General features: G+C 29.7%; 15 protein-coding genes and 1 tRNA gene. 9 read left to right on the forward strand and 7 right to left on the reverse strand.

The features are described from left to right. Positions 1-2 precede the first annotated feature (2 nt). Genes surE through UXY25_RS09855 form a run of 6 tightly spaced genes read left to right on the forward strand, consistent with a single transcriptional unit; the run spans position 3 to position 5,510 of the window. On the forward strand, positions 3-770 hold the full coding sequence (gene surE / locus UXY25_RS09830; protein WP_320815845.1) for a 5'/3'-nucleotidase SurE: 768 nt from the start codon (positions 3-5) through the stop codon (positions 768-770). Between the two features lie 2 nt (positions 771-772). Beyond that, positions 773-1,048, forward strand: a complete 276-nt coding sequence (locus UXY25_RS09835) for a hypothetical protein (protein WP_320815846.1) — start codon at positions 773-775, stop codon at positions 1,046-1,048. Next, on the forward strand, positions 1,048-2,163 hold the full coding sequence (gene lpxB, locus UXY25_RS09840) for a lipid-A-disaccharide synthase (protein ID WP_320815847.1): 1,116 nt from the start codon (positions 1,048-1,050) through the stop codon (positions 2,161-2,163). Before UXY25_RS09835 ends, lpxB begins: the two co-directional genes overlap by 1 nt. Positions 2,164-2,167: 4 nt before the next feature. Further along, on the forward strand, positions 2,168-2,809 hold the full coding sequence (locus UXY25_RS09845; protein ID WP_320815848.1) for a C40 family peptidase: 642 nt from the start codon (positions 2,168-2,170) through the stop codon (positions 2,807-2,809). Positions 2,810-2,816: 7 nt separating this feature from the next. Further along, positions 2,817-3,476 (forward strand): C40 family peptidase, encoded by a 660-nt coding sequence (locus UXY25_RS09850; protein WP_320815849.1) that lies wholly within the window; start codon positions 2,817-2,819, stop codon positions 3,474-3,476. Positions 3,477-3,494: 18 nt separating this feature from the next. Next, positions 3,495-5,510 carry a ComEC/Rec2 family competence protein gene (locus tag UXY25_RS09855; protein ID WP_320815850.1) on the forward strand — a complete coding sequence of 672 codons (2,016 nt, stop codon included), beginning with the start codon at positions 3,495-3,497 and terminating at the stop codon, positions 5,508-5,510. Positions 5,511-5,516: 6 nt separating this feature from the next. Here UXY25_RS09855 and UXY25_RS09860 read toward each other — a convergent pair whose 3' ends face one another. From UXY25_RS09860 to UXY25_RS09875, 4 genes are read right to left on the reverse strand one after another with little or no spacing between them, the layout of a single operon-like run. Next, the gene (locus UXY25_RS09860; protein ID WP_320815851.1) at positions 5,517-5,975 is read right to left on the reverse strand and encodes a thioredoxin family protein; all 459 of its coding nucleotides are present in this window, start codon (positions 5,973-5,975) and stop codon (positions 5,517-5,519) included. A gap of 55 nt (positions 5,976-6,030) precedes the next feature. Next, positions 6,031-7,836, reverse strand: a complete 1,806-nt coding sequence (locus tag UXY25_RS09865; protein WP_320815852.1) for an oligopeptide:H+ symporter — start codon at positions 7,834-7,836, stop codon at positions 6,031-6,033. Between the two features lie 29 nt (positions 7,837-7,865). Next, positions 7,866-9,401 (reverse strand): oligopeptide:H+ symporter, encoded by a 1,536-nt coding sequence (locus UXY25_RS09870; RefSeq protein WP_320815853.1) that lies wholly within the window; start codon positions 9,399-9,401, stop codon positions 7,866-7,868. Between the two features lies 1 nt (position 9,402). Continuing rightward, on the reverse strand, positions 9,403-11,574 hold the full coding sequence (locus UXY25_RS09875) for a S9 family peptidase (protein ID WP_320815854.1): 2,172 nt from the start codon (positions 11,572-11,574) through the stop codon (positions 9,403-9,405). 807 nt (positions 11,575-12,381) lie between these two features. On the opposite strand from UXY25_RS09875, the gene UXY25_RS09880 reads away from it, so the two are divergent. The 3 genes from UXY25_RS09880 to UXY25_RS09890 all read left to right on the forward strand — a co-directional run bounded on the left by UXY25_RS09880 (position 12,382) and on the right by UXY25_RS09890 (position 18,460). Further along, positions 12,382-16,080, forward strand: a complete 3,699-nt coding sequence (locus UXY25_RS09880; protein ID WP_320815855.1) for a PAS domain S-box protein — start codon at positions 12,382-12,384, stop codon at positions 16,078-16,080. 36 nt (positions 16,081-16,116) lie between these two features. After that, a complete protein-coding gene (locus UXY25_RS09885; RefSeq protein WP_320815856.1) occupies positions 16,117-17,433 on the forward strand; it encodes a hydroxymethylglutaryl-CoA reductase, degradative in 1,317 nt (438 codons plus the stop codon). 112 nt (positions 17,434-17,545) lie between these two features. Beyond that, positions 17,546-18,460 (forward strand): GYDIA family GHMP kinase, encoded by a 915-nt coding sequence (locus tag UXY25_RS09890; protein ID WP_320815857.1) that lies wholly within the window; start codon positions 17,546-17,548, stop codon positions 18,458-18,460. A gap of 6 nt (positions 18,461-18,466) precedes the next feature. Here the strand turns inward: UXY25_RS09890 and UXY25_RS09895 are convergent, their stop codons facing one another. The 3 genes from UXY25_RS09895 to UXY25_RS09905 all read right to left on the reverse strand — a co-directional run bounded on the left by UXY25_RS09895 (position 18,467) and on the right by UXY25_RS09905 (position 19,472). After that, positions 18,467-18,856, reverse strand: coding sequence for a hypothetical protein (locus tag UXY25_RS09895; RefSeq protein ID WP_320815858.1), 390 nt, complete (start codon positions 18,854-18,856; stop codon positions 18,467-18,469). A gap of 45 nt (positions 18,857-18,901) precedes the next feature. Next, positions 18,902-19,315 carry a hypothetical protein gene (locus UXY25_RS09900; RefSeq protein ID WP_320815859.1) on the reverse strand — a complete coding sequence of 138 codons (414 nt, stop codon included), beginning with the start codon at positions 19,313-19,315 and terminating at the stop codon, positions 18,902-18,904. Positions 19,316-19,399: 84 nt separating this feature from the next. Next, positions 19,400-19,472: transfer RNA gene (locus UXY25_RS09905), tRNA-Phe, on the reverse strand. Between the last annotated feature and the right edge of the window lie 58 nt (positions 19,473-19,530).

Raw genomic sequence — 19,530 nt, forward strand, 5'->3', positions numbered from 1 at the left:
TAATGAATAAGCCTCTGATTTTAGTTACCAATGACGATAGTATTATTTCTCCAGGAATAAGAACTTTGATAGCAATAATGAAAACCATTGGAGATGTAGTCGTGGTCGCTCCAGACAGTCCACAGAGCGCAATGGGTCATGCCATTACATTAAACAACACTTTACATGTTGACAAAGTAAACCTAGACCCTGATTTATTGCATGAATACAGTTGTTCTGGAACACCTGTTGATTGCGTAAAGATGGCAGTTAGAGAAATATTAAAACGAAAACCCGATTTATGTGTTTCTGGAATTAATCACGGATCTAATTCATCGATAAATGTAATTTATTCTGGGACAATGAGTGCTGCAGTTGAAGCTGGTATTCAAGGAATTCCTGCAATAGGATTTTCACATTTAGACTACAGCTGGGAAACCAATCTAGAACTCATTAAAGAATGGGTAAAAAAAATCACACTTGAAGTTCTTGAAAAAGGATTGCCTGAAGGTGTTGTTTTAAATGTTAACTTTCCAAAAGAAAAGAATGGCCCAATAAAAGGCGTTAAGGTTTGCCGACAGGCGAAAGCCAACTGGGAAGAGAAATTTGACAAAAGAACCAATCCGCAAGGAAAAGAATATTACTGGTTAAGCGGAGAATTTGTCAATAAAGACAAAGGGCAAGATACAGATGAATGGGCTCTTGAAAATGGATATGCTTCAATTGTACCCGTTCAGTTTGATTTAACCGCACATCATGCTATACAAACAATTAATAATTGGGATTTATAATTATGGGAAATAAGAAAGATTTAATTATTGGAATTTTATTAGGAATTATAGGAGCAGTTGTAGGTTGCTTTATATTTCTACAATTTTTCACTGACTATGGATTTATAGATGGCGTAACCCTAATGAAAAAACGTGGAATCTTAAATAAAGTGATAACACTTGGCGCAATCTTAAACCTTATTATCTTTTTTATTTTATTACAAAAGAACAAAGATATTATAGCCAAAGGGGTTGTTTTGGCTATGTTTTTAATTACTATTTTAACCTTAGTAATGTAATGAAATACTACATCATAGCAGGAGAAGCATCAGGCGATTTACACGGTGCTAACTTAATGAAAAACTTGTATAAAGAAGATCCAAATGCTGAAATACGTTTTTGGGGTGGCGATTTGATGCAAAATGTTGGCGGCACTTTAGTAAAACATTATCGCGAACTTTCTTTTATGGGGTTTCTTGAAGTTGTTTTAAATTTAAAAACCATTTTAAATAATATTAAAATTTGCAAAAAAGACATTGAACAATTTAATCCCGATTGTATAATTTTTATTGATTATCCTGGTTTTAACATGCGAATTGCCACTTGGGCAAAAGAAAGAAATATCCCAACACATTATTATATTTCTCCTCAAATTTGGGCTTGGAAAGAAAACAGAATTAAAGCTATAAAACGCGATGTCGATTTCATGTATGTAATTCTACCGTTTGAGAAAGAGTTCTATGAAAACAAACACAATTTCCCCGTAACATTTGTTGGTCATCCGTTAATCGACGCCATTGAAGACAGAAAAGACATATCTATTGAAGCATTTAGAAAAGAACATAACTTAATCGAAAAGCCAATAATTGCATTATTACCTGGTAGTAGAAAGCAAGAAATTACCAAGATGCTTTCTATTATGTTATCAGTAGTTACTGATTTTCCAGAATATCAATTTGTAATTGCTGGTGCTCCAAGTCAGGAATTTGAATTTTACAAGCCTTTTTTAAACCAACAAAACATTAAATTTATTTCAAATAAAACCTACGACTTATTGAGTGTTTCACATGCTGCGCTTGTAACTTCAGGCACTGCAACTTTAGAAACTGCTTTATTTAAAGTCCCAGAAGTAGTTTGTTATAAAGGAAGTTGGGTTTCTTATCAAATTGCAAAGCGAATAATTACATTAAAATATATATCTTTGGTCAACTTAATTATGGACAAAGAAGTAGTTAAGGAGTTAATTCAAAGTGAATTGAATACCAAAAATTTAAAATTAGAATTGAAAAAAATTGTTGAAGGTCCACAAAGAAAATTAATGATTGAAAGTTATCAATTATTAGAAACTAAACTTGGCGGTTCTGGCGCAAGCTCTAAAACAGCACACTTAATTGTTAATACTTTAAGAAAATAACCCCATGAAAAAAATATTTTTTATTTTTATTTCTTTGTTATTCATAAATCTATTACAAGCACAAAACAGTGTAAATAATTTTGACATAGCTGATTTATACGATGGTGAAGTAGAAACATTATTAAACAAAAGCTATAAGGATAGTCTTCAAAAAGCTAAAAAAGCAAACAAAAAAGATGTCTTTGCTTTTTTTAAGAAAAATAAAAAGGAACTAAAGAAAATTGAATTTGACAATCTTATTGAAGATATTGATCTATTTTTAGTCAATAATAAAATTATAGATTCTGCAAAATCATACCTAGGAACGCCATATAGGTATGGAGGAATGAGTATGAATGGAATAGATTGTTCAGCTCTAATTCTTAATGCGTTTCAAAAAAACAATTATGAATTACCAAGAACTTCTTTTGCTCAAAGTAAACTTGGTAAAAAAATAAAGAAAAACAAGGCCGATATTGGTGATTTAATTTTCTTCAAAACCACTAGGAGAAATATAGTTTCTCACGTAGGAATTGTAGTTGAGAACAGAAATGGCTCGATAATGTTTATACATGCTTCATCAAGTAGAGGTGTAACAATTTCTTCTCTTGATAGCGAAACTTATTTCAAAAAAAGGTTTGCAAAAATTAAGCGTATCATTGGATAAATAATTTATGAAAAAACTAGTATTACTTTTAATCATCACTCTATTTTTTGTAAGTTGTAAATCAAAGTCTAATATTGTAACTTCTAAAGAAGTAGCTCTAGAAAAAGGGATTTACGAATACAATAAAGACAAAAGCATAGCGATTGTAAAAAAAGCATCTGAAAAGAAAGCTAAAAAAGAAAAAAGAGAAGAAGAAAAACAAAATGCTATTATTGCCAAAGCTGAAAAAAAGAGAAAGAAAGAAGGTGCTGTAGCGAATAACGAAGTAAAGTCTGAAATAAACCCACAAAGAGTAAGTGTTGTTGAAACTGCTAAAGAATTTTTAGGAACACCTTATAGATATGGAGGAATGAGTGCAAAAGGATTGGATTGTTCTGGATTAATTTGTACTACTTACAAAGAAGCAGAAATTGAGTTACCTCGCACATCAAGAGCACAATCTGAAGAGGGAATAAAAATTAAAAAAGGCAAAGCAAAACCTGGCGATTTAATTTTCTTTAAAACCAGCAGAAGAAACGTTATCAATCATGTAGGTATTGTTACTGAAAATACTGATGGTGAAATTAAATTCATCCATGCTTCAACAAGTAGTGGAGTTGTAATTTCCTCATTATTAGAATCGTATTACGAAAGAGCATTCGCTAAAATTAAAAGAATAATTGAATAACTTTTTTAAATATTAATTTTGAAAGCATTAAAGTTTCCAATAATTCCAATCACTATTTTTTTAGCATTAGGAATTGTCTTTGGATCTTATTTTAAGTTCGATTTCTCATTTATATTAGCTTCAACTTTAATTTCAATTTCGTTTTTTACACTTTTTCATTTCTTTAAAAAAGGAAAAAAATCTGTTTATCTTTTTGGTTTTATCACATACTTATTAGCATTTCAATTAGGAATAGCGCTTGAGTATTTTCACTATGAAAAAAATCACGAAAATCATTACACACATTTAGTTTCAAACAATGAAAAGGTTTTTTTAGAAGGAATAGTTAAAAACACTGCCAAACCTTCTAAAACAAAAAACAAATACATTGTCGAAATAACAACAATAAATGCAGTTCCTGTAAATGGTAAAACACTTATTTATGTTCCAAAAGAAAGCACTCTTAATCTAAAACCTGGAATGCATTTTTCGGTTGTAACCAAATTGTATCTTATAAAAGACAACTTAAATCCCTATCAATTTAATTATGCTAAGTATATAGAAAAGCAAAATGTATTTCACCAAATATATGCTTCAGCAGAAGAATTAAATATAACCAGTCAAGAGGAAAACTTTGATTTTCATGTATATGAAATTAGAGAAAAGTTAATTAGAAGTTTTCAACCGCATCAATTTGACTTAAAAATACAAGGCGTAATAAATGCGTTATTGTTTGGCCAACGAATTCTTTTAGATCAGGAAACCATTCAGTCGTATTCTAATGCTGGCGTTATACATATATTAGCAATATCCGGACTTCATGTTGGAATTATATACATTATCATTGGTTTTCTATTTAAACCGCTTAATCGCATTAAAAACGGAAAAAACATCAATTTACTTTTAGTAATTGGAACGCTTTGGCTTTTTGCATTCTTATCTGGATTATCGCCATCCGTTACAAGAGCTGTTTTAATGTTTTCGATTCTTGCTTTAGGGAAACACTTCAATCAACAAACAACAACTATAAATACAATTGCTGTATCAGCATTAATCTTACTTTGTTATAATCCAAACTATATTTTTGATGTTGGTTTTCAATTGAGTTATGCAGCAGTTATTTCTATTGTTTTATTGAATCCATATTTTAAATATTTTCACTTTTCTAAAAACACTATTCTTAAATATTCTACTGATATTGTTTTAGTTTCTTTAGCTGCACAAATTGGCGTTTTACCGTTAAGTATTTATTACTTCAACCAATTCCCAATTTTGTTTTTAGCGGCTAATATTATTGTAATTCCATTAACGACTCTTGTTTTACTTTTAGGAATACTGACGTTGTTTTTTAATTTTATTTCAATTGGGATAGCTTCTGTTTTTGGAATTCTACTTTCGAAAATAATTCAAATAATGAATCAATACATTACTTGGATTGCACAATTTGATTCATTTGTTATAAAAAACATTTCCTTTTCATTACTACTTTGCTTGGTGTCTTATCTATTTATATTTTCATTCATTTACTTGGTGTACAAGCCAAAAAAACGAAATTTAAAATATGTTTTAATGGTTCTCTTTGCAATGCAAATAACCTATATTTCAACAAAATACAAAGAAAACAATAGCGAAGAACTTATTGTTTTTGGAAGTAAAAACAGTTTAATTACTATTAAACAAAAAAATCAAATTACAGCTTTTACAAATAATCCAGAAGAAAACACAGAAAGCATATCTCAATACAAAAGAGGTACGTTTTCAGAAGATGTATCTATTCTTCCGTTACAAAACATCCTATTATTTAAAAACACTAAAGTTTTAATAGTTGATAGCTTAGCGACTTATAAAATTTCTCAAAAACCTGATGTAATTCTTCTTACACAAGGAACAAGAGTAAACCTTGAAAGACTTATAAAATTGAATCAGCCAAAAGTTATAATAGCTGATAACAGCAACTCTAAATACAAAGTAGAGCGTTGGAAGGCAACTTGTTTAAAAGAAAAAATCCCTTTTCATAGCACGTATGAAAAGGGACTTTATATTATTAGAAAATAAAATTATTTATTTTAAAAACTTATTTGCTTCTGCCAACCATTTATCAGGGCCACCAGCTACATAACCAGTACTTCCTAATCCAACAAGATTAAATTTACCGTCTTTTTTTTCAGGATTTACCAACCAAACTGTAGGATATCCTCTTACTTGAAAGACATTTTGTAATTCAAAATTTTGTTTTTTTATAGCCTCATCTTGAGGTGTTCTTCTAGGAAAATCTAATTCTACAAGAATCACATTATCCTTAGCCCACTTAGCAAAATCATCTGTTTTAAGAACTTCTTTTTGTAAACGGATACACCATCCACACCAATCAGAACCTGTAAAAAACAACAATAAAGGCTTTTTCTCTTTTATTGATAATTCTGAAGCTTTAGCCATATCGGTATGCCAAGTTAAATTTTCTTGAGCATTAACTGCAAATGAACTAAATATAAATAAAAAGGCAACTAAAATATTTTTCATAATTTATCTATTTTATAAAACAAAATTAGGCAATAAAGATGCCAAACTTTGTTTGTTATCTAACACCGTGCATTAATTTCTTAATTACTGGCGTCATTAATATTGAGAATGCAGCCATTACAAGAGAAATAATCGTAAGCATCCAGAAGAATGAACTTAATCCTGATTCGTTTGCAATTGCATCGATTTTTTCACCAAACATACCTGCTCCTTTCATACCAATTGCAACTGCTAGGTACCAAACACCAAACATAAATGCAATCATACGCGCTGGAACTAATTTACTTACGTAAGACAATCCAACTGGAGAAATACACAATTCGCCCATTGTATGGAAAAGATATACTAAGATTAACCAAATCATACTTACAGAAGCTGTTTTTGCTCCAGGTGCAATACCAGTTGCTCCAATTGCCACACAAGCCATACCTAAAGCTAATAATCCCATTCCAATACCGTATTTCATATTTGCAGAAGGATTGTATTTACTTTCCCACCATTTAGAAAATAATGGCGCTAATGAAATAATGAATAATGAATTTAATGTAGAAAACCATGTTGCAGGAACTTCAGTAATAGACTCAGTTACTTTGTCAATCATAAGCATTTCTAATGTACCATCAGATAAAGATAAATACCCAGCCGTATAGAAATCTTTTATAAGCATCCAAATTGCAATTGCCCAAATGATTACAAAACTAGTTGCTAGTATCATATTTGCAACAGCATAATCCTTAAACGTTTGTTGGAACAATAAATACAAAACCCAAGTAATAATTGCTAAAGGAACAATTGTAATTAATGAATTCATAATCAAGAAAAATGTACTCCAGTTTCCTTCCAAAACTCTATCTGTATAATCACTTGCAAAAATGGTTAACGAGTTTGGAGATTGTTCAAAAATAGCCCAAAAGAAAATCGTTAAGAAAGCAAAAAATGTTACTGCAATTAATTTCTCTCTTGTAATTTGAGAATATTTCATTAAACGAGTAACTAACAAATAGATAAACAAAAGTAATGCTGTAACAATTGCAATACTATTTCCATTTTCACCTAAGAAACCGAAAATATTTACAGCTCCACCTGAAATTTTAGATGCAGGATCATTAATAATCCACAACAAACCTAAAGTTGAACAAACAGCAATAATTCCTAACTCTATTTTAGTAAAAGGATTTCTTGTGTCAGTATCTTCCGCTTCTGATTTTGCTTTACTTTCAGCAGTTGGTTTTAAACCAATTTCACCAAAAATATTTTGAGACAACCAAAATTGTAACATTCCGAAGAACATGAAAACTCCAGCTAATCCAAATCCGTAACTCCAACCTACTTTTTCCCCTAAATATCCACATAATAAAATTCCGAAGAACGCTCCAGCATTTACACCCATATAAAATAAAGTATAAGCACCATCTTTTTTCTCTGGTCTGTCTTTGTACATTTCAGAGATAATAGAAGTCATGTTAGGCTTAAAAAATCCGTTACCGAAAACTAATAAGATTAATCCTAAATAAATTGAAAATTCAGTTTCAACTGCCATAGAAGCGTGACCTAAAGTCATTAAAACAGCTCCAACAACAACAGCCCATCTAAAACCAATGATTTTATCGGCAAAATACCCACCTAACATGGTAGATAAATATACTAAACCAACATATGAACCAAAAAGTGCAGATGCATTTTCTCTAGTCCATTCCCAACCACCATCTACAAAAGAAGAAGTTAAAAATAATATTAATAATGAACGCATTCCGTAGAATGAAAAACGCTCCCACATTTCTGTGAAGAATAATACAAATAAACCAGCAGGATGACCTAAAACTGGATTTTTAAAAAATTGATCAGTTGAATTTTGATTCATAAGTTGATTATTATAGTTTTATATTAGTTTTAATTGTTTAATTCTTTATCTACTCCGTGCATTAATTTTTTGATGATAGGCGAAAGTACTAAAAGTAGTGCTCCAAAACCAAGTCCTGTATAGAATAAATATTCGAATAATTTTAAGTAACTCTGTTTCGCTAAGTTTAAATCTGGGGCTAGTCCGTTTGAAGTGTCTACAGAAGCAATGTTCGCTAATACAGACGCAATAAATTCAGAACTTGCAGTAGCTAAGAACCAAACACCCATCATGAAACCTACAATTTTAACTGGCGATAATTTTGTTACTGCTGACAATCCAACAGGTGACAAACTCAATTCTCCACAAGTATGCAATAAATAAGCTAAAATTAACCATATCGCTGCTACTTTTCCAGCTCCTGAAACATTAATCCCCATTACTAAAGCGCCAAACCCTAATCCAACTAAAGCTAGAGCTAATGAAAATTTAACAGCAGTATTTGGATTGTATTTTCCTAATTTCACCCACATCCAAGCAAAAACTGGTGCCAATAAAATAATGAATAAAGCATTGAAACTTAAAAATTGTCCTGCTGACAATTCAATACCAAAAATGTGTCTGTCTAAAATTCTATCTGCAAATAAATTCATAGATGTATACGCTTGCTCAAACAAAGCCCAAAATACAATTGTAAAAACAATAAGTATTGTTAAAGCAATTAATTGCTCACGAGCCTTACCGTCTAATTGTGTTATTGCATAATATACAATGTATATAAATGATATTCCTCCTGCAACCTGTAAAGCTAATGAAACTGCATCATGGTTTTGAACCATTTGCCAAAACAGTAATGAAGATAAAGCACTACCAATATAAATTAACCATTCGTTTTTGATTCCAAATGATTTTTTATCTAAAAATTCAGGAGTATTAGACTCTCCTTTACCCATTAATAATTTTTTACCTGAAATAAAAGTTAATAATCCGAAGAACATCCCTACTCCAGCTGCTCCAAATCCATAACTCCAACCATACGTTTCTCCTAACCAAACACAAATAATTGTTGCTAAGAAAGAACCAAGGTTAATACCCATGTAAAACAAAGTAAATCCAGAATCACGTCGCTTATCTCCTACTTCATATAATTCTCCTACTAAAGAAGATATGTTTGCTTTTAAAAAACCAACACCCACAATGATTAAAGATAACGAGAAGTAGAATATTTGCAATGCTGTGTTATCCCGTGTAATTTCACCGGTAATAGACTGTGTTGCAGCATTACCTTCAAAAGCCATTCCCATATGCCCTAAAACCAACATGATTCCTCCAAATACAATTGCCTTTCTAAAACCCAAATATTTATCGGCAATAAAACCTCCAATAACAGGCACTGCATAAACCAATGCAGCGTAACTCCCAATTAGCAAATTCCCAGAATCATCTGAAAACAAATGGTATTTTGTAAGATAAAAAATCAATAAAGCTTTCATTCCGTAGAATGAGAAACGTTCCCACATTTCTGTAAAGAACAGTATAAATAATGCTCTTGGATGTCCGAAAAAAGTTTTTTCTTCTACGCTCATATTATAATTTTTCTAAGATGAAATTAGTCATTTTTGTATATAATTGAAGACGAGTTTTACCGCCGTAAATTCCGTGATTTTTATCAGGATAAATAGCCCAGTCAAATTGTTTGTTTGCTTGAACCAATGCTTCAATCATTTTCATTGTGTTTTGCACATGCACATTGTCATCTGCCGTTCCATGAATTAAAAGATAATTCCCTTTTAATTTATCTACGTGATTAATTGGTGAATTTTCATCATAACCACTTGCGTTTTCTTGTGGTGTACGCATGTATCTTTCTGTATATATACTATCGTAATATCTCCAACTTGTAACTGGCGCAACAGCAATTGCCGTTTTAAATACATCGTTTCCTTTTAAAATACAGTTACTTGACATGAATCCTCCGTAAGACCAACCCCAAATACCAATTCTTGAAGCATCAACAAACTCATATTGCGCAATAACTTTCGCAGCATCAATTTGATCTTCAACTTCAAATTTTCCTAATTCTTTATACGTACATTTTTTGAAATCGGCACCTTTAAAACCTGTTCCTCTTCCATCTACACAAATAACTATGTATCCTTTTTGAGCTAACATGTAGTACCAATAATCGTTTGAACTGTTCCATTGGTTTACAACTTGTTGAGAACCTGGTCCAGAATATTGATACATTAAAACTGGATATTTTTTCTTAGAATCAAAATCAGTTGGTTTAATGATCCAAGCGTTTAATTTATTCCCTTTTTCAGTAATTAAAGGAAAAAATTCTTTTGGAGTTATATTGTATGCTGCCAGTTTATTTTCTAAACTTTCATTTGAAACAATTTTTTTAACTTCATTACCCGAATTAGATTCATTTAATGTATAAACTGGCGCCTTAGTAACGCTTGAGAATGAATTGATGAAATAATTAAAATTAGGACTAAAAGTAGCATCATTAGTTCCTGTTTGCTTCGTTAATCTTTTTTTGTTTTTTCCTTTTAAATCAACAGAATAAACGTCTCTATTAACTGAACCGTTTTCTACTGATTGATAAAACACTTTGCTTGATTTAGCGTCGAAACCATAATAAGCAGTTACTTCCCAATTTCCTTTAGTAATTTGATTTTTTAATTTACCTGTTTTATCGTAGTGATAAATATGATTGAATCCGTCTTTTTCTGAAGTCCAAATAAAGCTATTATCATTTAAAAAAGTAAGATTATCCGTTACATCAACATAAGCAGCATCTTGCTCTTTTAAAACAATATTTGAAACACCGTTTGTAGCATTTATAAAATGCATGTTCAATAGGTTTTGATGTCTGTTAAGAATTTGAGCACTTAAGGTATTACTATCGTTAGTCCATTTAATTCTTGGAATATAAAAATCAGTATAATTACCTAGATTAATATCAGACTTTTTGTTTGTTTTTAAATCGTAAATATGTAAAGAAACTAAAGCATTTTTTTCACCTGCTTTAGGATATTTAAAAACAGTTTGAGTTGGATACAAACCTTGGTCGTACATATCCATTGAAAACTGAGGTACTTCTTTTTCGTCGAAACGAATAAAAGCAATTTTATCTCCAGAAGCATTCCATTCGTAAGCTTTTACAAATGCAAATTCTTCTTCATAAACCCAGTCCGTAATACCATTAATGATTTCATTTTTCTTACCATCAAATGTAATTTGAACAGTAACATTTGAAATTAAATCTAATACATACAAATTATTTTCAAATGCATAAGCAATTTTGGTTCCATCTGCAGAAAATGAAGGTTCTTGAATTTCTTTATTTGTAACTAATTGAAGTTTTTTAGTAATTATATCATAAATATAATATGTTGCAGTAAATGAGTGCCTGAATATTGGAGACGAATTTGAAGCAATTAAAAGCTTGTTTTCGTTTTTATTAAAAGTATAAGAATCCACACCTTTAAGCTCAGAATGATTTTTTGTATCTATTAAAGTGGAAACTTTATTTAGGGTAGCAAAATCATACAAATCAATTTGCATTGATCTTGAAGTTCTGTCATAATTTAAAACCGTATATTGGTTTGTATTCTTCATAGAATGAAGCTCATCCATCCCTTCTGTTCTAAATTTCCCCGTCCAAATTTCCTCTAATGATATTTTTTGCTGAGCTGTTATTGTAAATACATTTAAAAAAACAACAATTGCAACAATACTAAGTTTCTTCATTTTATAGTTTTTAACCCCCAATTTTAGTGAAAATTTATGAATTAATAGCAATTTTTACTCTTAAAATATCAAAGTAGTTGTTTTTTTAATTAACTTTAAATTTCCTATATCTTGAACTAGTACATGGATGAAACAACAATACATTATCAAAATTTGACATATATCCTTTCACAAAACTATTTAAATCAAAGAGTTAGCCACTTTATAGAAAATGGCTTTTTAAATAGTTATGTGTTTATCTATATTGGATTAATTGCCACTCTTATTTTATTATACTATTTATTTCAAAAAAAATCTTCAAAAATTAATGTTAATAGGTTAAAAAACTTATTTGAAAATCAAACCGAAAGTGAACATCGATATTATTTCTTATACCTTGGAATTATATTCCCTATTAATGAAATATTTTATTTTATAATTGAATCACATGAATTAGCTGATTTAAAAAACAGTTTATTTATAGGTTTATATTGTCTTCTCGCATATTTCATAACTTCAATTAAGAAATTTAAAAAATATGCTTCACCTTTATTTTTACTCACATTTACAGCTTATTTTTGCTATGTACTTTATCATATCATTTTTTACAAAATCACTTTTATTGTTTTTTCAGAGTTTCTTTTACTTTTGTTTTTCTCTTTTAATATCTTTAAAAGATTTTCAGTTTATTTAACTTTTACTGTAACTACTTTCCTTATACTTTTCTACCTGCTTTTTTATAAAACTTCAGACAAAGAAATAATTCTAGCATTAGTAAATGCAAGTTTCATCCTTTTAATAATCAACTTTGCAAGGCGAATAAATTCAGTGAAGTCTAATGAAAAATTATTATTTACTAATGAAATCATTAACAATACAAGTTCATTAATTATCGTAACAAATAAAAACGGAAGCCTTATTTATTGTAACGATACAATTGAGAAAATTTTAGGATATACTCCTAATGAAGTTCTAGGAATGGAATTTTGGAAACTTACACAAGACAAAGAATTTAAAGAAATAGATTATAACAAAATTTTAAAACCTAATACAGTTTATACAAGGATTTTAAAAACAAAAAAAGGCGATTACAAAACCATTCAATGGTCTGATTTCAAATACACAAACAATTTATTTGTTTCGAACGGACAGGACGTAACTCATTTAATAAGTTTAGAAAAAAAATACAGCTCATTAGTACAAACTGCTAGGGATATTATTTATGAAATTGACAATAAAGGATATATAACATATGCAAATAATTTTACAGTTGAGCATTTAGGTTATGCCTTTGAAGAAATTTTAGGCAGCCATTTTTCATTTTTAATAAAGAAAGATTCAATTCCTAGGGTTCTTGAGTTTTACAAAGACATAAATGAAGACTCGCTAGGCTTTGACGTCTTAGAATTTCCAATTCTCAAAAAAAATGGTGAAGAAATATGGGTATCGCAGAAAGTGACCATAAAAAGAAGTGAAGAAAATAAAATAATAGGATTTTCATCAATTGTAAGAGACATAACTCAGACAAAGAAGATTGAAAATGAAGAACATGAAAAAATTGAACGTGCTACTTACTTAAATTCAATATCAAACAGGCTTTCAACTCTTAATTTTTTAAAATTTAAAAACTTAGAGTCTCTTATTCAACATATTACTAAAGAAGCTGCAATAGGTTTAAACATTAATAGAGTTAGTTTTTGGGAAAATAAGAACACTCATATTAAATTATTCAATGGTTATATATTGAATGAAGACAAGAATTATTCAGGTTCAATATTAAATAATGAGGACTATCCAATTTACATTGAAAACCTTCAAAACGAGCCAATAATTATTGCAACAGACGCAATAAATAGCGATATTTTCATTGAACTTAAAGGAAACTATTTTAAACAATTTAATATTAAATCTTTAATAGACATTCCCATTCATAGTTCAGGAAAACTAATAGGAGTTTGTTGCTATGAAGCAACTGAAACTATAAAAGAATGGACAAATGAAGATATTAATTTTGCAAGAACAGTAACAGAAATAATTGCTCTAGCAATCGAAACAATTAAAAGAAAGGAAGCAGAAGATCAAATTATATATAAAAATAAAATCTTAACTGCAATTACAAAAGCAACATCTAATTTAATTGGTAAAAAAGACGCAAATCAAATTTTCGATAAGTCCCTTAGTCTAATTGCAAGGACCGTAAAAGCAAATAGGTTTTACTTTTTTGAAAACAATATTTCAACTAATTTAATAAGTCAAAAATTTGAATGGACATCTAATGCTGACTTAATTGAACTAAACAACCCTGAACTTCGCGATATATCACACGATACTTATCCTGAGTTTATGGACAAGCTTTTAAATAAAAAAGTGTATAAAAAAATTGTTGCAGAAATTTCTGAAACAGATTTAAAAAATATTTTAGAACAACAAGGAATAAAATCAATTTTAATAATCCCATTATTTTATCAAGAATTATTTTTAGGTTTTATTGGTTTTGATGATTGCGAAAATGAAAGAGATTGGGGAGATGAAGAAATCAACATTTTAAAAACCTTAGCAAACAATATTTCAACCACTTTAATTCGTTTGAAAAACGAAAAAGCAATGGAAGAAAGCGAAGAAAAATTTAAATTACTTGCAAATAATATCCCAGCCGCTGTTTACCTAGTGAAATTTGATGAAGAAAGATCTAAAGTTTATTTAAATGATGAAATTGAAAAATTAACAGGCTATTCTAAATCTGATTTTTTTGAAAATAAAATCAGGCTTTACGACCTATATCATCCAGAAGATAAACAAAAAGCTTTAATTGAAATTTCTAATGCAGTAAAAAACAAAGAAGCGTTTGTAATAACTTCTAGGTTAATACGAAAAGACAAAACTACTGTTTGGGTAGAAGAGCACGGTGAAGCAATTTTAATTGATGGAAACATCGAATACATTGAAGGGGTTATATTTGACATAACTGAACGTAAACAAACTGAAAAAGTGATTTTAGAAAAAGAGTTAGCTGAAACTTCTAATAAAGCAAAAAGCGAATTCTTAGCTAATATGAGTCACGAAATAAGAACTCCATTAAATGGAATTATTGGTTTTAGTAAATTATTATTAAACACCCCTGTAGACGAAATTCAAAAACAATATTTAGAAACTGTAAATCAATCAGCTCAAACTCTTTTAAGTGTTGTAAACGACATCTTGGACATCTCTAAAATTGAAGCAGGTAAACTTATATTAGAGCATTCAAAAACAAATTTAAACTTCATTATTAATGATTCCATTGATATGATGAAGTATACAGCGCATCAAAAAAACCTGGAATTAATTGTTAGCATTGATAATGAAGTAGATTGTGCTATATGGACAGATGAAATCCGTTTAAAACAAATTCTTCAAAATTTATTAAACAATGCAATAAAATTCACTCTAAAAGGAGAAATAGAAATTAAGGTGGTTTCTAAAAAAATAACAGAGACAGCCTCAAAATACTTATTCAGCATACGGGATACAGGAATAGGGATTAAAGAAGAAAATAAGGAATTAATATTAGAGGCTTTTTCACAAGAAGACACTTCAACTACTAGAAAGTTTGGAGGCACAGGCTTAGGCCTTTCTATAACAAATAGTTTGTTAAAAATGATGAATAGCAAACTTGTAATAAATAGCGAAATAGGAAAAGGAAGTACTTTTAGTTTTGAAATTATTTTAAAAAGTGAACCTTGCTACAAACATTTTGAAATACTAAATAATAATTTCAAAAAAGCAATAATTATAGAAGACAATAAGCTTGTTGGAAACGCTATAGTAAATATGCTGAAAAACTTCAATATAGAATGCACTCATGAAATGGAATACAAAAAAAGCTTTGTAGACGAAAAATCTAAGTCTGATTTAATTTTAGTAGATTATGAATTCCTATCAAAAGAAGAATTCAACAATGTTATTCTTTCTGCAAAATTAAACACAAAATCGACCTATCTAATCATGCAAAAATCAACAACTAATATAACCTATTTAAATGGTGATAAAAACATATATTCTTTAATAAAACCAGTTAAAGCAGTAGTGCTACAAAACATTTTAAATAAAATAAATAATCCTGATTCCAAATTACAACACGAAGCAAAAGAACAACAAAATTTAAACAAGTCAACCGCAAAAATTCTTATAGTAGAAGACAATAAGATAAATATGCTGCTTACTAAAACTTTAATTTCAAAAAGTTTTCCAAACGTGAAAATTCTAGAAGCTATAAATGGCCTTGAAGCAGTAGAAATGACAAAAGAATCAAACCCTGAAATAATCTTAATGGATATTCAAATGCCTATAATGAATGGCTATGACGCAACAAAAGAAATTAAAAAAGCAAATCCATCAACAGTTATAATTGCATTAACTGCTGGAGTTATTTCAGACGAAAGAGAAAAAAGCATGGACATAGGTATGAATGATTTTATTATAAAACCTATTGATAAAACTCTATTTGAAAATACTTTATTAAAATGGATAAATACACTTAAAAAATAATCCATTTCATATCTTTGCATTCAATTACAAATAATCATGATCCAAAATATAAAAGGCTTTTCTAAGCTTTCCAAAGAAGAAAAAATCGAATGGATTTCAAAAACCTATTTCAGTAATCCCACCGAAGCAACAAAAACCGTTAAACAATATTGGAATTCAAATGAAGATTTACAAAAGCTACATGATGAATTCATTGAAAATACGTTAACCAACTTTTATTTACCTTATGGAGTTGCTCCAAATTTTGTCATCAACGGAAAAAATTACACCATTCCTATGGCAATTGAAGAAAGCTCAGTTGTTGCAGCAGCTTCAAAAGCAGCCAAATTTTGGGGAGAAAGAGGTGGATTTAAAGCAACGGTAATCAATACAGAGAAAATTGGTCAAGTGCATTTTTTATTCAAAGGTAATTTTGAAAAATTAGAAACCTTTTTTAAAGAAATAAAACCAAAGTTCTTTTCAGATACTGAAAACTTCACTAAAAACATGCAAAAACGTGGCGGTGGAATTTTAGATATTGAATTAAAAGATAAAACTTCAGCACTTGAAAATTACTTCCAGCTTCACGCTACTTTTAACACAAAAGACAGTATGGGAGCCAATTTCATTAATACCTGTTTGGAGCAATTTGCTAAAACATTAGAAAATGAAGCCAACGCATATGCAGGTTTCAATGAGGAAGAAAAAAACATTCAGGTCGTAATGAGTATTTTGAGCAATTATGTACCAAACTGTATTGTAAGAGCAGAGGTTTCTTGCCCTGTAGACCAATTAAGTGATGATGCTTCAATTGACTCAAGAGAATTTGCCGAAAAATTCGTTAACGCCATTAAAATTGCTGAAATAGAACCATACAGAGCCGTAACGCACAACAAAGGAATCATGAACGGAATAGACGCCGTTATTGTGGCAACCGGAAATGATTTTAGAGCTGTTGCAGCCGGAGTTCATGCATATGCAAGTAGAAACGGAAGTTATTCAAGTTTATCGCATGCTAAAATAGAAAACGATATTTTTACTTTTTGGATAGACGTTCCATTAGCAATAGGAACCATAGGCGGATTAACCACTTTGCATCCATTAGTTAAATTTTCTTTAGAAATGTTAGGCAAACCAAGTGCAGAAGAGTTAATGCAAATTGTTGCCGTTACAGGTTTAGCACAAAACTTCGCTGCTGTTCGTTCTTTAACAACAACAGGAATTCAGCAAGGACATATGAAAATGCACATCATGAACATTTTAAACCAACATGGGGCTTCAAAAGAAGAAAAAATAAAAGTATTAGACTATTTTAAAGACAATACTATTTCTCATAGTCTAGTGGTTGATTATTTAGAACAATTAAGAAAGTAATAAGAAGCTATTCCCGCTTTTCGCTATATCTGTCATTGCGAGGTACGAAGCAATCTCATCAAAACCAAGCAATGACAGGATGCCGCTACAATCGGGGCTAAAAACATAAAAATTGAAACAAACCTATTACAGCAACGGAAAATTATTACTCACTGGAGAATATGTTGTCCTTGATGGTGCAAAAGCACTAGCAGTTCCTACAAAATTTGGTCAAAATTTAAGTATTGAATCAGGAGAAAATAACCTAATTCAATGGAAAAGTTTTGATTCCGATAATACAGTATGGTTTGAAGACAGTATTCGTTTTGACGAAATTATTTCTAAAGCGGAATGTGAAAATTTTTCCGATGTAAAAACAAAACTAATTGCTATTTTACATCAAGCTAACATTCAAAATCCTACATTCATTTCAGAGTCTAAAGGTTATATAATCGAAACCAAACTTACCTTTCCGCGGCTTTGGGGCTTAGGAACATCTTCTACGCTATTGAACAACATTGCACAATGGCTAAACATTGATGCTTTTGAATTATTACAAAAAAGCTTTGGCGGAAGCGGTTATGATATTGCTTGTGCGCAAACCAACGAACCTATAATTTACACTTTAAAGAACGACAAACCTCATTTCGAGACTGTTCCATTCAATCCTGCTTTCAAAAAAAACATACATTTCGTTTACCTGAACAAAAAACAAAGCAGCAGCAACGCTATCAGTAATTACATTAGCAGACGACATAAAGTAGATAAAATAATTGCTAAGATAAATGCAATAACCGAAGAAGCCTTACTTGTAAATGAAGGAAGGGATTTTGCACTACTTATGGAAAAACACCAAGCCATAATGAGCGATGTTCTTGAAACACAAACCGTAAAAGAATTACTTTTTCACGATTTTAAAGGAGTGGTAAAAAGTCTTGGCGCTTGGGGTGGCGATTTTGTAATGGTACTTTCTAAAAACGATCCTACTGATTATTTTAGAGCAAAAGGCTACACTACGATTTTAACTTATGAGGAGATGGTGTTGTAAAGAACATCAAATCTTTTTTGAATTTTGCAATATCTTTAAAACAATAAAAGAAATATATAGAAGAAATGCAAGTCCTACAAATGCTATAGCTATTTTACTATCTACAAACTCTTTTTTCTTTTTAAATTCTTTAACAAAAGACTTATACTTAGCTTTATATAAAAAAATATAATAATAAAATCCCATAATAGTTGATAATACAAATATTAAAATTTCTGGCTTCAATTCAAAATTCAAAGGATTAAAAAGAACGCTCATAAAAAACAACAAATCAAACAAATATAGTAATGTAACTCCTCCTAATATGAGGATTGTCGAAAATGGCGCAATATCTTCGTTTCCTACTTTTATTTGAAACAAATAAAACTTACAAAATAGTGTTTTTAATAATTTCATAAACAAATAGTATCTTACTATAGCTTGGGTTCGCTATCGGGTTATTTAGGGTCTATATTCAACTATTGAAAGTAAATAAATTATTGGACTTACTAATGATAATATAAGATATATTGATATGATTTTTTTATTATAAGACTCTTTGTTTTCTTCTATCATTTTCTTATATTTTTCATTATATAGAACATTATAATAGTTAAACATGTATAATGGAATTATTAGATATAATAAAATATTAAATAAAAAATTATATGCACCATTTTCAACAATTCTAATTTCTAATGAATAAAAAAAAGTTGAAAAAAATTTCTCATTTATAAACAACCCTAATAACATAAAATTAAAAGTCATAGATATTGTTGGATAAAAAATACAAGTGAATTTCCACATATCTCTTAACGCACTACTTCTTTTAGCAGTATAAATTGAACTTACAAAAATTTTATTATATATATTCATAAACAAATAGTATCTTATTATAGCTTGGGTTCATCGTTAATTTAAAAACAAAAAACCCGAATATTTCTATTCGGGTTTATAAAGTGGTACCTCCAGGGATCGAACCAGGGACACATGGATTTTCAGTCCATTGCTCTACCATCTGAGCTAAGGTACCTTCCTTATTGAGAGTGCAAATATAGAACCATTTTTATATTATCCAAAACAATTTTTAA

The organism is Flavobacterium sp. (assembly GCF_034111225.1).
Taxonomy (GTDB): domain Bacteria; phylum Bacteroidota; class Bacteroidia; order Flavobacteriales; family Flavobacteriaceae; genus Flavobacterium.